Consider the following 15,665-nt stretch of genomic DNA (forward strand, 5'->3'; position numbering starts at 1 on the left):
CCACTTGGCCGCTCCACACCCCATCACACGATGCATCAGCACGACCTCACGATGACCAGCTCAGAGAAAACGTGTGTTCTCTCAGAACCCCGATAGTGTGTTGGGAGCAGCGAGCCAGTCACCCGGCAAGCTCACCACCAGCGCCCGCCCATATGAGGCCGGCACCTTGCGTGGCGTGTTTGATGTTTCACCCTCGAACACACACGCGCCGCAGAACAAACGCCTGCTGAAACACGTGTTGTTGTGTGCTCCTTAGAAAGGAGGTGATCCAGCCGCACCTTCCGGTACGGCTACCTTGTTACGACTTCGTCCCAATCGCCGATCCCACCTTCGACAGCTCCCTCCCACAAGGGGTTAGGCCACCGGCTTCGGGTGTTACCGACTTTCATGACGTGACGGGCGGTGTGTACAAGGCCCGGGAACGTATTCACCGCAGCGTTGCTGATCTGCGATTACTAGCGACTCCGACTTCATGGGGTCGAGTTGCAGACCCCAATCCGAACTGAGACTGGCTTTAAGGGATTCGCTCCACCTCACGGTATCGCAGCCCTCTGTACCAGCCATTGTAGCATGTGTGAAGCCCTGGACATAAGGGGCATGATGACTTGACGTCATCCCCACCTTCCTCCGAGTTGACCCCGGCAGTCTCCTGCAAGTCCCCGGCATAACCCGCTGGCAATACAGGACAAGGGTTGCGCTCGTTGCGGGACTTAACCCAACATCTCACGACACGAGCTGACGACAGCCATGCACCACCTGTACACCAACCACAAGGGAACGACTATCTCTAGCCGCGTCTGGTGTATGTCAAACCCAGGTAAGGTTCTTCGCGTTGCATCGAATTAATCCACATGCTCCGCCGCTTGTGCGGGCCCCCGTCAATTCCTTTGAGTTTTAGCCTTGCGGCCGTACTCCCCAGGCGGGGTACTTAATGCGTTAGCTACGGCACGGATCCCGTGAAAAGGAACCCACACCTAGTACCCACCGTTTACGGCGTGGACTACCAGGGTATCTAATCCTGTTCGCTACCCACGCTTTCGCTCCTCAGCGTCAGTTACTACCCAGAGACCCGCCTTCGCCACCGGTGTTCCTCCTGATATCTGCGCATTTCACCGCTACACCAGGAATTCCAGTCTCCCCTGTAGTACTCAAGTCTGCCCGTATCGCCTGCACGCCTGCAATTGAGTTGCAGAATTTCACAGACGACGCGACAAACCGCCTACGAGCTCTTTACGCCCAGTAATTCCGGACAACGCTCGCACCCTACGTATTACCGCGGCTGCTGGCACGTAGTTGGCCGGTGCTTCTTCTCCAGGTACCGTCACTTCCGCTTCGTCCCTGGTGAAAGAGGTTTACAACCCGAAGGCCGTCATCCCTCACGCGGCGTCGCTGCATCAGGCTTGCGCCCATTGTGCAATATTCCCCACTGCTGCCTCCCGTAGGAGTCTGGGCCGTGTCTCAGTCCCAGTGTGGCCGATCACCCTCTCAGGTCGGCTACCCGTCGTCGCCTTGGTAGGCCATTACCCCACCAACAAGCTGATAGGCCGCGGGCCCATCCCACACCGCAAAAGCTTTCCACCAACCACCATGCGACAGTTGGTCATATCCGGTATTAGACCCAGTTTCCCAGGCTTATCCCAGAGTGCAGGGCAGATCACCCACGTGTTACTCACCCGTTCGCCACTCGAGTACCCAGCAAGCTGGGCCTTTCCGTTCGACTTGCATGTGTTAAGCACGCCGCCAGCGTTCGTCCTGAGCCAGGATCAAACTCTCCATGAAAAAATGCAGAAACCAAACCAGCCCGAAAGCCGACGTTTCAACACAAAATCTTCAACCAGGAAAGCAAAACCTGACCAAAATAATCCTCAAAAAAACTGGCATCAAAAAATAAACTCATCAGCGTCACGCGACATCAAAGCCGCGGACGCATCATCCAAGCAAACCATCTGACACCACAATGTGGCATCAAACAATCCACCAACACACTATCGAGTTCTCAAAGAACACACACCCACCAGACGTCCTCGATGTGAAGCCGGCTCCGATGGGCTCTCCCAGAGCGCGAGAAATTCTTACGCTCTTGTTCTCGGGAGTGGCCCGCACAGGCGGCCCGAGCGAGTGGCTCGGGCACTGTTGCTTCCCCGGGGCTTGCGGCTCCGGGGGAGTTGCTCTCTGCGGTGCGTCGATTAAGTTACACAGGCGCGAACAACGCGTCAAATCGCCAGGTCAGAGGCCTAGTCTGGCGCCGGCGAAGCTTTTCTTGCCGCGACGCACCACCAACCACCGCCCGTGGAGCAGATCGGCGTCGGCCGGCTGCCACTCCGGGTCGGTGATCTTGGTGTTGTTCACGTACGCGCCGCCCTCGGACACTGCGCGGCGAGCAGCCTTGTTGGACTCCGACAGCTTCGTGTCGACCAGCAACTCGATGATCGTCGGACGGGCCTCGCCGTACTCGGCGATCGAGGTCTCCCCGACCGCGGCCGCGAGGGTCGCCTCGTCGAGTTCATCGAGCTCGGCCCGACCGAACAGTGCCTGGCTGGCCAGTTGGACCGCATCGGTGTTGGCCTGACCGTGGATGAGGGTCGTCATCTCGGCGGCGAGTGTGCGCTGTGCGCGCCGCAGGTGCGGGGTCTCGGCGGTGGCACGTTCGAGTTCGTCGATCTCCTCGCGCCCCAGGAAGGTGAACCAGCGCAAGTAACGGATTACATCGGCGTCCGCCGTGTTCACGAAGTACTGGTACCAGGAGTAGGGGCTCGTCAGGTCCGGGTCGAGCCACAGACTGCCCCCACCAGTGGACTTGCCGAACTTCTTGCCGTCCGACGAGGTCACGAGCGGAACCGTCATCCCGTGCAGTGCCGAGCCGTCGAGACGACGGGCCAGATCCACGCCGCCGACGATGTTGCCCCACTGGTCGGAACCACCGATCTGCAGCACACATCCGTACCGGCGATTCAGTTCGACGAAGTCGTTCGACTGCAGGAGCAGGTAGCTGAACTCCGCGTAACTCATGCCGTCGGCTTCGAGGCGTCGCTTCACCGTGTCACGCGCGAGCATCACGTTCACCGAGAAGTGCTTACCCAGGTCGCGGAGGAACTCGACCGCCGACAGCTTGCCGGTCCAGTCCAGGTTGTTCACCACCACGGCGCCCGTAGGGGTGTCGTCGATGTCGACGAACCGTCGAAGCTGCGCGTCGATACGCGCGGCCCACTCGGCGACGGTGTCCGTCGAGTTCATCGTCCGCTCCCCCACGTCGCGGGGATCACCGATCAGACCGGTGGCACCGCCCGCTAGGACGATCGGACGATGACCCGCCAACTGGAAACGCTTGAGGGTCAGCAACGGGACGAGGTGACCGGCGTGCAGACTCGCCGCCGTCGGGTCGAAGCCCGCGTACAACGTGACCGGTCCGTTCGCGAGGGCCTCCCCCAGTGCACCGAGATCGGTGGACTGGGCGATCAGCCCGCGCCATTGCAGTTCGTCGAGGATGTCGACGGTGGCGGGGACGGCAGTCGGCCGGGAGGACTCGGCCGGTCGGGGGGTTCGACGTTGTCAGCACTCACCCCTCGATCTTGTCATCCGACGAGATCGAGGTGCGGTGGAGGTGACGCCCGCAAGCGGGCTACTCCGGCTGAGAACCGACGATGCGCTCGTGCTCGGCGTCGTCGACCGTGCGCGCCTCGTCGACGAGCATCACCGGGATGCCGTCGGAGTCGATGCGGTAGGCGACATGCAGCCGCGGGTTGTAGAGCTCGTCGCCGGCGTCGACCAGCGGACCGTGGTCCTGCGGGCAGGCCAGGCGTTCGCGCACGATCGGGTCGATGGCCTCAGCGCGTGTCGTCACCCGGATCAGCCTAGGGCATTGCGCGTCGAGGACCCGCTCCAGTCCAGCTTCTCCGCCACGGTCCTCGTGTACCTGCGATAGCGCCCTTCGTCGTCGCGATACCAGACGCGCGCACCCGGTTTCGGAAGTCCGTCCTCGACCAGACCGGTGCTGAGCGGGCGGAACGACGCCGACTGCGGGATGTCGTCGACGACGTGGACGAGATGAGGGCGCTCTTCGGCCCGGTACTCCCCCAGCGCGATCCGCAGTTGTGTGGCCGTGAGCGAGTCCGGCGTGACCCCGGGCCGGAGGGTCATCGCCGCGACGACGACCTGGTGGCCGGGTTCGCCGACCCCGTAGACGACGACCTGGTCGACGCTCTTCAGTCGGGACAGGGCGTGGGCGATCGGGGGGATGAACACCGGGCCGTCCGCGGTCCGGAGCACGCGGTCGGTCGCTCCGAGGAAGTACAGGTCGCCGTCGGCGTCGCGCACGAACAAGTGACCCGACACCTCCCACCGATCACGCGTCGTGAAGACGTCGCGGAGCACCGTCCCGTTGGTGTCGAACTTGTGCTTGGCCTTGGCGAGGAGCAGACCGGGCTCCCCTGTCTCCGCCCGGCGGACGAAGCCCGAGTCGTCGATGAGCAACCGGTCGCCGACGATGTCGTAGGCCGCGACCTCGACCGGGTTCGTCTCCGGCAGCGGCCGGCCGACGGAGGACAACTTGTCCCCGGAGACGTTCGCGAGGATCGCCGAGCCGTCGGCGGTCGCGAAGAACTCGAGGATGCGCGCGCGGGGAAACTCGAGCACACGTCCTCCCAGAGTCCCGCCGACATACCCGAGCCCATGAACAACCGGATCGGGTTGTGCTGGTTGATGTGGAAGTCGGGGTCGCGAACGATGCCGCTGAGCATCGACCAGGTGTAGGACACGACGGTGATGCCGTAGCGCTGCACCTCGACGGCGAAGTTCTTGGGATCGATGCCGTTCGACAGCGCGATCCTCGACCGCCCGACCACCGTCGCCCCCAGGGTCGTGAGCAGCCCCGACGCGTGGTGCAGCGGCGGCAGGCAGTACACGGTGTCGCGGTCGGTGAGCGCCGCCGCGGCCGCGGCGCCGAAGGCCGACATCGCGAACCGGTGGTTGGTCACCGGCCACGGGACGAGCTTGCCGTAAGCCCGGCTGAACAGGATGAACGCGAGGTCGCCCGCGAGACCGGGGTCGGGCCGGTACCAGGTCGGCATCACGACTTCGTCGGGATCGATGCGTTCCATGTCGACGATCGAGGTGCCGTCCGCACCGTCGATCGCCCGGGAGTCGCCACTGCCGCCGCCGAGTACCAGGACGCGGTCGGAGGCGGCACTGGCGAGATCGAGATTGGTGGGGTCGGTGACGATGACCGAGCTGTCGGCGAGCCGCATCATCTCGCGGACGTCGGCGTCCGCGGCGAGCAGCACCGCCACCGCGCCCAGACGCGAGAGCGCCGCGATGACGACCAGGGCGCTCGGCCGGGTGTCCATCAGGACACCGATGTGCTGGCCGGGGCGGATGCAGCAGTCGACCAGCCCGGCGACCACGTTGTCGATACGCGTGTCCACCTGGGCGTGGGTGAGCACACGGTTCTCGAAGAGGAACAGTTCCTTGTCGCCGCCGCGCTTGGTGTTCTCGGCCATCAGCTTCGACAGGGAAATGCGCGTACCGCTCTGGATCTGTCCCAGCCGGAACAATCGGGGGACGGTCCGCACCGACTCCGAGGCGACGGCTCGCGAGGTGCGTTGCAGGGAGTTGGCGAGGCCGAGCAGCTCGCGCGAGGCGGCGGTGCCGGCGTCGGCCACCGACCCCACCCCGTGCGTGAGTCGCGACGACAGGCTGACCCCGCCGCCGTGACCCGGCTCGACGAGCGACATCTCGGAGACGAGTTCGGGGCGCGGACCGTTGTCGGAGAGCCAGTTCACCCAGTCGGAGGTCGTCGGCCAGGTGTGTTCACCGGCCGCGCTGCCGACCACGAGTCCGAAATGTCCGGCCGGCAAGGTGGATTCGTACACCTCCGCGTCGGGCGCGGCGCGGACGATGCCCCGTACCGCCGCCGGTTGCCCGATGTCGTCGGCATCGCCCACGAACGCGAGCACCGGGCAGGTGATCTCCGCGAGGGACACCAGATCGCCGTTGATCACGAAGCCGCCGGAGACCATGCGGTTGTGCGCCACGAACTGCCGGAGCAGCTCGGCGATCGCCGGGCCGGACCATGCGACCCAGCCGTCGGCCTCCAGGAAGCGGCGCTGGTCCTCCCGTGGGAGCAGCGCCTCACGATCGTGCAGACGGCGCAGGAAGTCGATGCGGCTGCGCACCGTCTTCACCGGATCCAGGAGCTGGAAGCCGGTGCGCGCCATCCAATCCCGCACCCAGAGATTGCGTGAGAACGCCTTGTCGGCCAGGAACTCGGCCGCCGGGGCCACCAGTCCCGCGGGCAGCCCCAGGGGCAGTGCGGCGAGGACGTCGACGGGGCTGCCGAACGTGATCAGACTCGCGATCCCCTTGGACCGGCGGTAGGCCGCGGTCTGGTAGGCGAACATCCCGCCCTGCGAATACCCGGCGAGGTGGATGTCACGGCCGGTCGCCTCGACGATCAGGTCGATCGCGTGGCTGATCGCGACCACGTGGTCGGCGAGATTCCGTTCCATCCCGCCTTCTTCGGAGTCGGGTGACCCGAAGTCGACGACCCACGGCGTGATGCCGTTGCGGTGCAGAATCGACACCGCTCCGTTGTGCTCGGTGACGTCATAGACGTTGGCCGACACCATCATCGGCGGCACCAGGACGATGTTCGGGCCGGTCGACGGATCGTCCGGGAAATACCGACGCAGCCGGAACATCTTGTGCGTCTCGACGACCGCGAAAGGCGCCGGTTCGGTACCGGTCTCCAGTCCACCGAACCGCAGCACCTCGAGGCCGTTCTGCGCGGTGGCCAACACCCTGCCGACCGCCCCCACGAGATCGGGGCCCCCGTCCCACACCGCCATCGTGTCGATCCTCCCGTCGTCGGTGTACCGGCCTCACCAGCGCGTTGAATGACGCGGCGTCGGTGACACAGGTCACTGTACCCAGTCGTCCGGGATCAGTGGCGCCCGCCGTGCCCAGCGGTCCAGCGTGTCCGGAGATCGGTGGTCTGGGCCGTGACGACGTCGATCTGCCGCCGGACCTGTCCGGGTGCGGTACCGCCGTGCGCGTTGCGCGACTCGACCGAACCGCGGACGGTCAGGACGTCACGCACCGCCGGCGTCAGCGCCGGATGGACACCGGCCAGCGTCGCGTCGTCGAGTTCGTCCAGGCCGACGCCCCGGGACTCGGCCTCGCGGACACACGCACCTGCGGCCTCGTGCGCCACCCGGAACGGCACGCCCTGTCGGACCATCCATTCGGCGATGTCGGTGGCCAGGGTGAAACCCGCCGGCGCGAGTTCCGCCATGCGATCGGTGTGAAACTCCAGCGTGGCGACCAGGCCGGTCACCGCGGGCAGCAGCAGCTCCAGTTGGGCCACCGCGTCGAAGACCGGTTCCTTGTCCTCCTGCAGGTCCCGGTTGTACGCCAGCGGCTGCGCCTTCAGTGTGGCGAGCAATCCGGTGAGGTCGCCGATGAGACGACCGGCCTTGCCGCGCATGAGTTCGGCGACGTCCGGGTTCTTCTTCTGCGGCATGATCGAGCTGCCGGTGGACCACGCGTCGGCCAGCGTCACGTAGCCGAATTCCGGTGTGCTCCAGATGATCACCTCTTCGGACAACCGGGAGAGGTCGACTGCGATCATCGCGAAGACGAACGCGGCCTCCGCAGCGAAGTCGCGCGATGAGGTGGCATCGATCGAGTTCTCCGCGGGTGCGTCGAAGCCCAGGTCGGCGGCGATCGCCGCCGGATCGAGGCCCAGGGAGGAGCCGGCCAGGGCGCCGGAACCGTAGGGCGACACCGCGGTTCGACGATCCGCGTCGGCGAGCCGGTCGATGTCGCGCAGGAGTGGTTGCGCGTGCGCCAGCAGATGGTGCCCCAGCAGGACCGGCTGTGCGGCCTGCAGGTGCGTCTTGCCCGGCATGATCGCGTCGGGATGGGCCGCCGCCTGTGCGGTGAGCGCGTCGACGATGTCGAGCAGGCCCAACGCGACCCGCCGCATGGCGGCGCGCAGCCACATCCGGAACAGGGTCGCGACCTGGTCGTTGCGTGAGCGCCCCGCGCGTAACCGGCCCCCGAGTTCGGGACCGACGCGCTCGATCAGGCCACGCTCGAGGGCGCCGTGGACGTCCTCGTCGGACTCGGCCGGCCCGAAGCTGCCGTCGGCGACATCGGCGGCCAGGCGATCGAGCCCGTCGAGCATTCCGGTGAGGTCTCCGGCGGTGAGCAGCCCGGCCTTGTTCAGCACCCGTGCATGCGCTTTGGACGCTTCGATGTCGAACGGGGCCAGGGCCCAGTCGAAGTGGGTCGACTTGCTCAGCGCGGCCATCGCCTCCGCCGGACCACCGGCGAAGCGACCGCCCCAGAGCGAACCCTGGTTGGTCGTCCCGCCGGTCTCCGGGCCGCTGCCGCCGCCGGTGCCCGCACTCACAGATTCAGGTCCCGCTTCGCGGCGATCTTCGACGACAGGCCGTGCAGCTCGACGAAGCCGCGGGCCGCGGACTGATCGAAGGTGTCGCCCTCGTCGTAGGTCGCGAGGTTGAAGTCGTAGAGCGACTCCGAGCTGCGGCGGCCGGTCGCGGCGATCGTGCCGCCGTGCAGGGTCAGCCGGATCTCGCCGGTCACGTGCTCCTGCGTGGAGGCGACGAACGCGTCCAGCGACCGCTTCAGCGGCGAGAACCAGAGACCGTCGTACACCAGCTCGGCCCACTTCTGGTCTGTGCCGCGCTTGTAGCGGCCGAGCTCGCGCTCGATGGTCACGTGCTCGAGTTCTTCGTGTGCGCGGATGAGAACCATGGCGCCGGGCGCCTCGTAGACCTCGCGGCTCTTGATGCCCACCAGGCGGTCCTCCACCACGTCGAGGCGTCCGACGCCCTGGGCGCCGGCCCGACGGTTGAGTTCCTGGATCGCCTCGAGAACGCTCACCGGGCGGCCGTCGATGCTGACCGGGCGGCCCTTGTCGAAGCCGATGATGACCTCGTCAGGCGAGTTCCAGTTGACGGTGGGGTCTTCGGTGTAGTCGTAGACGTCCTTGGTCGGCGCGTTCCACAGGTCCTCGAGGAAGCCGGTCTCGACGGCGCGTCCCCACACGTTCTGGTCAATCGAGAACGGCGACTTCTTGGTCACGTTGATCGGGATGTCGTTCTCCCCGGCGAAGGCGATCGCCTTCTCGCGGGTCCAGGCGTAGTCGCGGACCGGCGCGAGCACCTGCAGATCGGGCGCCAGGGTGGCGAAACCGACTTCGAAGCGGACCTGGTCGTTGCCCTTGCCGGTGCATCCGTGGGCGACGACGGTGCCTCCGTGATCACGGGCGGCGGTGACCAGGTGCTTGGCGATCAGCGGGCGCGACAGCGCCGAGACGAGCGGATAACGATCCATGTAGAGCGCATTCGAGGTGATCGCGCCGAGGCAGTACTCGTCGGCGAACTCGTCGCGGGCATCGACCACGACGGCCTCGACCGCGCCGCAGTCGAGTGCGCGCTGGCGGATGACCTCCATGTCCTCGCCGCCCTGACCGAGGTCGAGTGCCACGGCGACGACCTCTTTGCCGGTCTCCTTCTGGATCCAGCTGATCGCGACCGAGGTGTCCAGGCCGCCCGAGTATGCGAGTACGACACGTTCTGCCATGAGGTGAAGCTCCTGTTCTGCGCGATGACCGAGTCCATCATCGGCCCCGGTGTTCCGACGACACCGCCCGGGTATCCGGTTGGCGGCATCTCGGCTGTTCGTTTGGTGTGGTCTGACGGTTCCGCGGAGGCGGAACCGAGAATGTCGATGCGGCGAGGGTTACACGAGGCCCTCGATCCGGCGGGCGAGTTCCGCTCCGTCGAGCGGCTCGCGCGCGACGACGAAGATCGTGTCGTCCCCGGCGATCGTCCCCACGACGTCGGGCAGGCGCGCGGTCGAGCGCAGCCGCCAAGTAGTGCGCGGCGCCCGGGGGCGTTCGCAACACCGCGAGGTTGCCACTGCTGTCGGTCGAGACCAGGAGGTCCGACACGAGCCGGCCGAGCCGGTCGGTGCCGCCGGACACCCCGCGGACGGGCGAACCGTCTTCGGGCACCACGTAGACCCCGGCGCCGCCGTCGGCGGCCCGGAGCTTCACGGCCCCGAGTTCGTCGAGGTCGCGCGACAGGGTGGCCTGGGTGGCGTCGACGCCCTCTTCGGCGAGCAACCGCTGCAGCTCCGACTGGCTGCGGACCTGATGCGTGGACAGGATCTCGATGATGCGCGCATGACGACCCGCCCGGGTGGCGGCGAGGCGGCTTTCCGAGGGTTCGGCTCCGGCGGTCATCGTGGGTGTCCGCTCACTGGTGGTCCAACAGCCAGATCAGCAGCGCCTTCTGCGCATGCAGGCGGTTCTCCGCCTCGTCGAACACGACGCTGCGGGGTCCGTCGATCACCGAGGCCGTGATCTCGTCGCCACGATGGGCCGGCAGGCAGTGCAGCACGATCGCATCATCGGCGGCATGCATGAGCAGGTCATCGTTGATCTGGTACGGCCGGAACGGCGCCGTGCGGTCCTTTCCGTCGTCCTCTTGCCCCATCGACACCCAGGTGTCGGTCACCAGGACGTCGGCCCCCGTCGCGGCGGCGACGGGGTCGGTCTCGAGCGTCACCGAGCCGCCGGTCTGCGCGGCACGCTTCTCGGCGTCGGCGATCACCGCCGGGTCGGGCTGGAAACCGTCCGGCGAGCTGAGGACGACGTGCATGCCGGCCGTGACGCCGCCGAGCGCCAGCGAGTGCGCCATGTTGTTCGCACCGTCACCGAGGTACGTCATCGTCCGACCCGCCGGCGGACCCTTGTGCTCGGCGATCGTATGCAGGTCGGCGAGCACCTGGCAGGGGTGGAACTCGTCGGACAGCGCGTTGACGACCGGCACCGTGGCGGTCGAGGACAGCGCTTCGAGCCGGTCCTGCCCGAACGTCCGCCACACGATGGCGTCGACGAAGCGGGACAGGACGAGGCCGGTGTCCTCCAGGGTCTCCTCGCGGCCGAGCTGTGTCGTCCGGCCGTCGACGACGACCGCATGACCGCCGAGCTGGGCGATGCCGACCTCGAACGAGAACCGGGTGCGGGTGGAGTTCTTGTCGAAGATCACCCCGACCCCGCGGGGGCCCTCCAGCGGCCGGAAGTCGAACGGCTTCGCCTTGACCTCGGCCGCGAGTGCGAGCACCTCGGCCTGCTCGGCCGGGGTCAGGTCGTCGTCGCGCAGGAAATGTCTGGTCATGGCTTGTCCCCCTCGTTCGATGTGGCGGCGGTGTCGAGCAGTGTCGGTAGCGCGCGCACGAAATCCTGTCCCTGCTCCTCGGTGAGGATCAGCGGCGGGGCCAGGCGCAGGACGTCGGGCGCGGGTGCGTTGATCAGGAACCCCGCGTCCCGGGCGGCGGCCTCGACGCGCTGCGAGAGCGGCTGCGTCAGCACGACACCGAGCAACAGGCCGGATCCACGCACATGCGAGACCAGCGGATGCTGCAGGTCCTCGATGCCGGTCGCGATCGACTTCCCCACCGCGGCAACGGAATCGAGGAGACCGTCGGCTTCGATGACCCTCAGGACGGCCAGCGCGGCGGCCGCACTGACCGGATTGCCACCGAAAGTGGTGCCGTGCTGGCCCGGCCCGAACAGGTCGGCCGCCGGGCCGGTGGCGATACACGCACCGATGGGGAGGCCACCGCCCAGCCCCTTCGCAAGCGTCATCACATCGGGGACCACGCCCACCTGCTGATGGGCGAAGAACGTACCGGTGCGGGCGACGCCGGTCTGCACCTCGTCGAGAATCAGCAGCGCGCCGCGCTCCTCGGTGATCCGGCGAGCGGCCGCCAGGTAGTCGGCCGGGGGCACGACGACGCCGGCCTCGCCGAGGATCGGTTCGAGGATCACCGCGGCGGTCTGGTCGGTGACCATGGCGTCGAGCGCGTCGACGTCACCGTAGGGAACGAACCGGACGCCCGGCGGCATCGGTTCGAACGGAGTGCGTTTGGCGGGCTGACCGGTCATCGCGAGCGCACCCATGGTGCGTCCGTGGAAGGCCTGCTCCGCCGCGACGATCTCGGGCCGTCCGGTCCGTCGGGCCAGTTTGAACGCGGCCTCGTTCGCCTCGGTGCCGGAGTTGCAGAAGAACACGCGACCCGGATGGCCGAACCGGCCGAGCAACGCCTCGGCGAGTTCGACGACGGGCGGGGCGATGTACAGATTCGACACGTGTCCGAGTGTCTGGAGCTGGCGGGTGACCGCGTCGACGATCGCCGGATGGGCGTGGCCGAGGGCGTTCACCGCGATCCCGCCGAGCAGGTCGAGGTAGCGCTTGCCATCGGCGTCGGTGACATACGCTCCCGAGCCCTCCACCAGGGCGATCGGGGGTGTGCCGTAGTTGTTCATCAGCGACTGTGCCCAGCGCTGCTGCAGTGGCGCGGTCATGCGTCCTCCTCAGGCACGACGACGGTGGTGCCGGTCGAGCTCTCGGTCAACAGTTCGGCCAGCACGGAATGGGCGACACGCCCGTCGATCACGTGTGCGCGGTCGACGCCGCCGGTGACGGCGCGGAGGCAGGCCTCCATCTTGGGGACCATGCCGGAGTCCAGCGACGGCAACAGCTCGGTGAGTGTGTCGGTGTCGATCTGGGACACCAGGGATCCGCGGTCGGGCCAGTCCGTGTACAGGCCTTCGACATCGGTCAGCATCACCAGCCGGGACGCCCCCAACGCCTCGGCGAGAGCACCGGCCGCGGTGTCGGCGTTGATGTTGTGCACCACCCCATCGCGGTCCGGCGCGATCGTCGAGACGACCGGGATGCGGCCGGCTGCAACCAGATCCAGCACCGCCGAGGTGTTGACCGACGCGATGTCGCCGACGAGGCCGATGTCGGTGGGAACCCCCTCGACGAGCACCGTGCGCCGCGTCGCGGTGAACAGGTGGGCATCCTCACCGGTGATGCCGACGGCATACGGTCCGTGCGAGTTGATCAGGCCCACGAGCTCCCGCCCGACCTGACCGAAGAGAACCATGCGGGCGACGTCCATGACCTCGGGGGTCGTCACCCGGAATCCGCCCTTGAACTCACCCGAGAGTCCCAGTCGCTTCAGCATCGCCGAGATCTGCGGGCCACCACCGTGCACCACCACGGGATGCATGCCGCAGGCGCGCAGAAAGACCATGTCCGCCGCGAACGCCTTCTTCAACTCGTCGTCGATCATGGCGTTGCCGCCGTACTTGACGACGACGGTCGCACCGGCGAGTCGCTGCAGCGCGGGCAGGGCCTCGGCGAGGACCTTCGCCTTGGCCAGGCCGGCCGCGGGGTCGATCGGGTGGACGCCCGATTTTGTCTCACTCATGACGAATACGCCGAGTTCTCTTCGACGTACGCATGGGAGAGGTCGGTGGTCCGGACACTGGCCGCCGACTCTCCCAGCTTCAGGTCGACGACGACGGCGATGTCGGGGCCGGACAAGTCCACATCTCGCGCGCCCTCGACCCCGAAACCGTTCTCGCACACCGGGTTGCCATTGAACGACACCGCGATCCGGTCGGGGTCGACGGTGACCGGCGCGGCGCCGACCGCGGCGAGTACGCGTCCCCAGTTGGGGTCCGATCCGAACAGGGCGGTCTTCACCAGCGAATCTCGCGCGACGGCACGGGCGACGGTCAGCGCGTCGTCCTCGATGTGCGCCCCGGTGACCGTGATGACGACCCGCTTCGTGACACCCTCGGCGTCGGCCATCATCTGGGCGGCGAGATCGTCGCAGACGGCGAACACCGCGTCGTCGAGATCGCTCTGCTCGACCGGGATCTGGCTGGCGCCCGAGCTCAGCAGCAGAACCGTGTCGTTCGTCGAGCACGAGCCGTCGATGTCGAGCCGGTCGAAGGTGCGTGCCGTCGCCCTGCGCAAGGCGGTGTCGAGCTGCTCGGCGGTGGCCACCGCGTCGGTCGTGAGCACGACCAGCATCGTCGCCAGCGACGGTGCCAGCATTCCGGCGCCCTTGCCCATACCGCCCACGTTCCACCCCTGCGGGTGGTGCAGCGCAGCCTGTTTGGGCACGGTGTCGGTGGTCATGATCGCGTGCGCCGCGTCGGTGCCGCCGGACAGGCCGCCGCCCATGTCCTGGACGATCTCGGTGACCCCGGCGAGGACCTTGTCCATCGGCAGCCGGTCGCCGATCAGTCCGGTGGAGCACACCGCGACCTCCACGGCGCCCGTGCTGGTCCCCCAGTTGCTGAGCGCGTCGGCCACCGCCTCCGCGGTCTTGTGGGTGTCCTGGAAGCCGCCCGGTCCGGTACAGGCGTTCGCGCCGCCCGAGTTGAGGATCACGGTGCGCAGCCGGCCGGTGGTGAGGACCTGCTGTGACCACAGCACCGGTGCCGCCTTCACCTGGTTGCGGGTGAAGACACCGGCGGCGGAATGGTCGGGGCCCTCGTTGAAGACGAGTGCGAGGTCGAGCGCACCGGATGCCTTGATGCCCGCCGCGATTCCGGCGGCCCGGAACCCCAGGGGCGCGGTGACGCCCTGGTTCCGCACGAGCCGCGGGTGATCGCCGGGGGCGCCGCCCTCGATCCGGTCCTGCTCTGTTTCCGCGCTGCCCTGCGATCCGGTCACGGTGCCACTCCCACGGTGCTCAGTCCCTCGTTCTCGGTCCAGCCCAGCGCCAGGTTCATCGATTGGACCGCGGCGCCACCGGTCCCCTTGGTCAGGTTGTCGACTGCGCCGACGACCACGAGGGTCTGTGCGCGTTCGTCGACGGTCACGCCGAGCTGGACGGCGTTGGAGCCGATCACCGAACCGGTGGCAGGCAGCCGCCCCTCCGGCAGCACGTGCACGAATTCCTCGTCCGCATAGGCCTTCTCGTAGACCGCGCGGGCCTCCTCCGCGGTGGCCCCGGTGCGCGCGGTGCACGTCGCGAGGATGCCGCGGGCCATCGGGGCGAGGATGGGCGTGAAGGAGACGGTCACCGGCTGTTCCGCGGCGGTCGAGAGCGCCTGGGAGATCTCCGGCGTGTGCCGGTGGACCCCGCCCACGCCGTAGGCCCGCGCGGACCCGATGACCTCGGACGCCAGCAGGTCGACCTTGGGCGACCGTCCGGCACCCGATGCCCCGCTCACCGCGACGACGGTCACGTGCGGATCGGCGATGCCCGCGGCGATGGCCGGGAGCAACGACAGGATCGACACCGTCGGATAGCAACCGGGCACCGCGATCCGGCTCGCGTCCCGGAGCGTTTCCCGGTTGCCGGGCAACTCGGGCAGACCATACGGCCAGGTCCCGGCGTGGTCTCCGCCGTAGTACGACGTCCATTCACCGGCGTCGCGCAACCGGAAGTCGGCCCCGCAGTCGATGATCAGCGTCGTCGGCGGCAGGGCATCGGCGATCACCGCGGATGCGCCATGCGGCAGGCCCAGGAAGACGACGTCGTGTCCGGCGAGGATCTCCGGTGTCGTGTCCTCCAGGACCCGGTCGGCCAGCGGGAGCAGATGGGGATGGTGCGCACCCAGGAGCGTCCCGGCATTGCCACCCGCGGTGAGCGCGCCGATCTCGAGTTCGCCGGATCGCAGACGGGGGTGCCCGCACAGCAACCGGAGTATCTCGCCACCCGCGTAGCCGCTCGCGCCGGCCACCGCCACCCTCACCTTGCTTGTCGAAGCCATATGATCATTATGCAGCAGGCTGCAAATCAATTCACGGCGGGGTGACACG

The 15,665-nt window shown here is 67.5% G+C and carries 9 protein-coding genes, 1 rRNA gene and 2 pseudogenes; all 12 read right to left on the minus strand.

Translation table 11 applies throughout. From position 1 onward, the window contains the following. Positions 1–256: 256 nt before the first annotated feature. The 12 genes and pseudogenes from MVF96_RS14090 to argC all read right to left on the minus strand — a co-directional run bounded on the left by MVF96_RS14090 (position 257) and on the right by argC (position 15,616). A 16S ribosomal RNA gene (locus MVF96_RS14090) occupies positions 257–1,779 on the minus strand. A 447-nt stretch (positions 1,780–2,226) separates the two neighbouring features. Continuing rightward, the gene (tyrS, locus tag MVF96_RS14095; RefSeq protein ID WP_247452110.1) at positions 2,227–3,486 is read right to left on the minus strand and encodes a tyrosine--tRNA ligase; all 1,260 of its coding nucleotides are present in this window, start codon (positions 3,484–3,486) and stop codon (positions 2,227–2,229) included. A gap of 133 nt (positions 3,487–3,619) precedes the next feature. Continuing rightward, complete coding sequence (locus tag MVF96_RS14100) at positions 3,620–3,841, minus strand: Trm112 family protein (protein ID WP_058253839.1); 222 nt, start codon at positions 3,839–3,841, stop codon at positions 3,620–3,622. 5 nt (positions 3,842–3,846) lie between these two features. After that, a pseudogene (locus MVF96_RS14105) lies at positions 3,847–6,842 on the minus strand (AMP-binding protein). 95 nt (positions 6,843–6,937) lie between these two features. Beyond that, the gene (argH, locus tag MVF96_RS14110; RefSeq protein WP_247449416.1) at positions 6,938–8,410 is read right to left on the minus strand and encodes an argininosuccinate lyase; all 1,473 of its coding nucleotides are present in this window, start codon (positions 8,408–8,410) and stop codon (positions 6,938–6,940) included. Beyond that, complete coding sequence (locus MVF96_RS14115; RefSeq protein WP_058253842.1) at positions 8,407–9,606, minus strand: argininosuccinate synthase; 1,200 nt, start codon at positions 9,604–9,606, stop codon at positions 8,407–8,409. Before MVF96_RS14115 ends, argH begins: the two co-directional genes overlap by 4 nt. A 159-nt stretch (positions 9,607–9,765) precedes the next feature. Further along, positions 9,766–10,270: pseudogene (locus MVF96_RS14120) on the minus strand (arginine repressor). A 13-nt stretch (positions 10,271–10,283) separates the two neighbouring features. Next, positions 10,284–11,207, minus strand: coding sequence for an ornithine carbamoyltransferase (argF, locus tag MVF96_RS14125; protein ID WP_159370965.1), 924 nt, complete (start codon positions 11,205–11,207; stop codon positions 10,284–10,286). Further along, positions 11,204–12,397: an acetylornithine transaminase gene (locus MVF96_RS14130; RefSeq protein WP_137810674.1), complete on the minus strand. Its 1,194-nt coding sequence runs from the start codon at positions 12,395–12,397 to the stop codon at positions 11,204–11,206. The genes argF and MVF96_RS14130 overlap by 4 nt, the downstream gene beginning before the upstream one ends. Beyond that, a complete protein-coding gene (argB, locus tag MVF96_RS14135; RefSeq protein WP_159370966.1) occupies positions 12,394–13,311 on the minus strand; it encodes an acetylglutamate kinase in 918 nt (305 codons plus the stop codon). Before argB ends, MVF96_RS14130 begins: the two co-directional genes overlap by 4 nt. Beyond that, a complete protein-coding gene (argJ, locus tag MVF96_RS14140) occupies positions 13,308–14,570 on the minus strand; it encodes a bifunctional glutamate N-acetyltransferase/amino-acid acetyltransferase ArgJ (protein WP_159370967.1) in 1,263 nt (420 codons plus the stop codon). Before argJ ends, argB begins: the two co-directional genes overlap by 4 nt. Then, a complete protein-coding gene (gene argC / locus MVF96_RS14145; RefSeq protein WP_165629964.1) occupies positions 14,567–15,616 on the minus strand; it encodes an N-acetyl-gamma-glutamyl-phosphate reductase in 1,050 nt (349 codons plus the stop codon). The genes argJ and argC overlap by 4 nt, the downstream gene beginning before the upstream one ends. Positions 15,617–15,665 lie beyond the last annotated feature (49 nt).

Source organism: Gordonia hongkongensis, from assembly GCF_023078355.1.
GTDB lineage: Bacteria > Actinomycetota > Actinomycetes > Mycobacteriales > Mycobacteriaceae > Gordonia > Gordonia hongkongensis.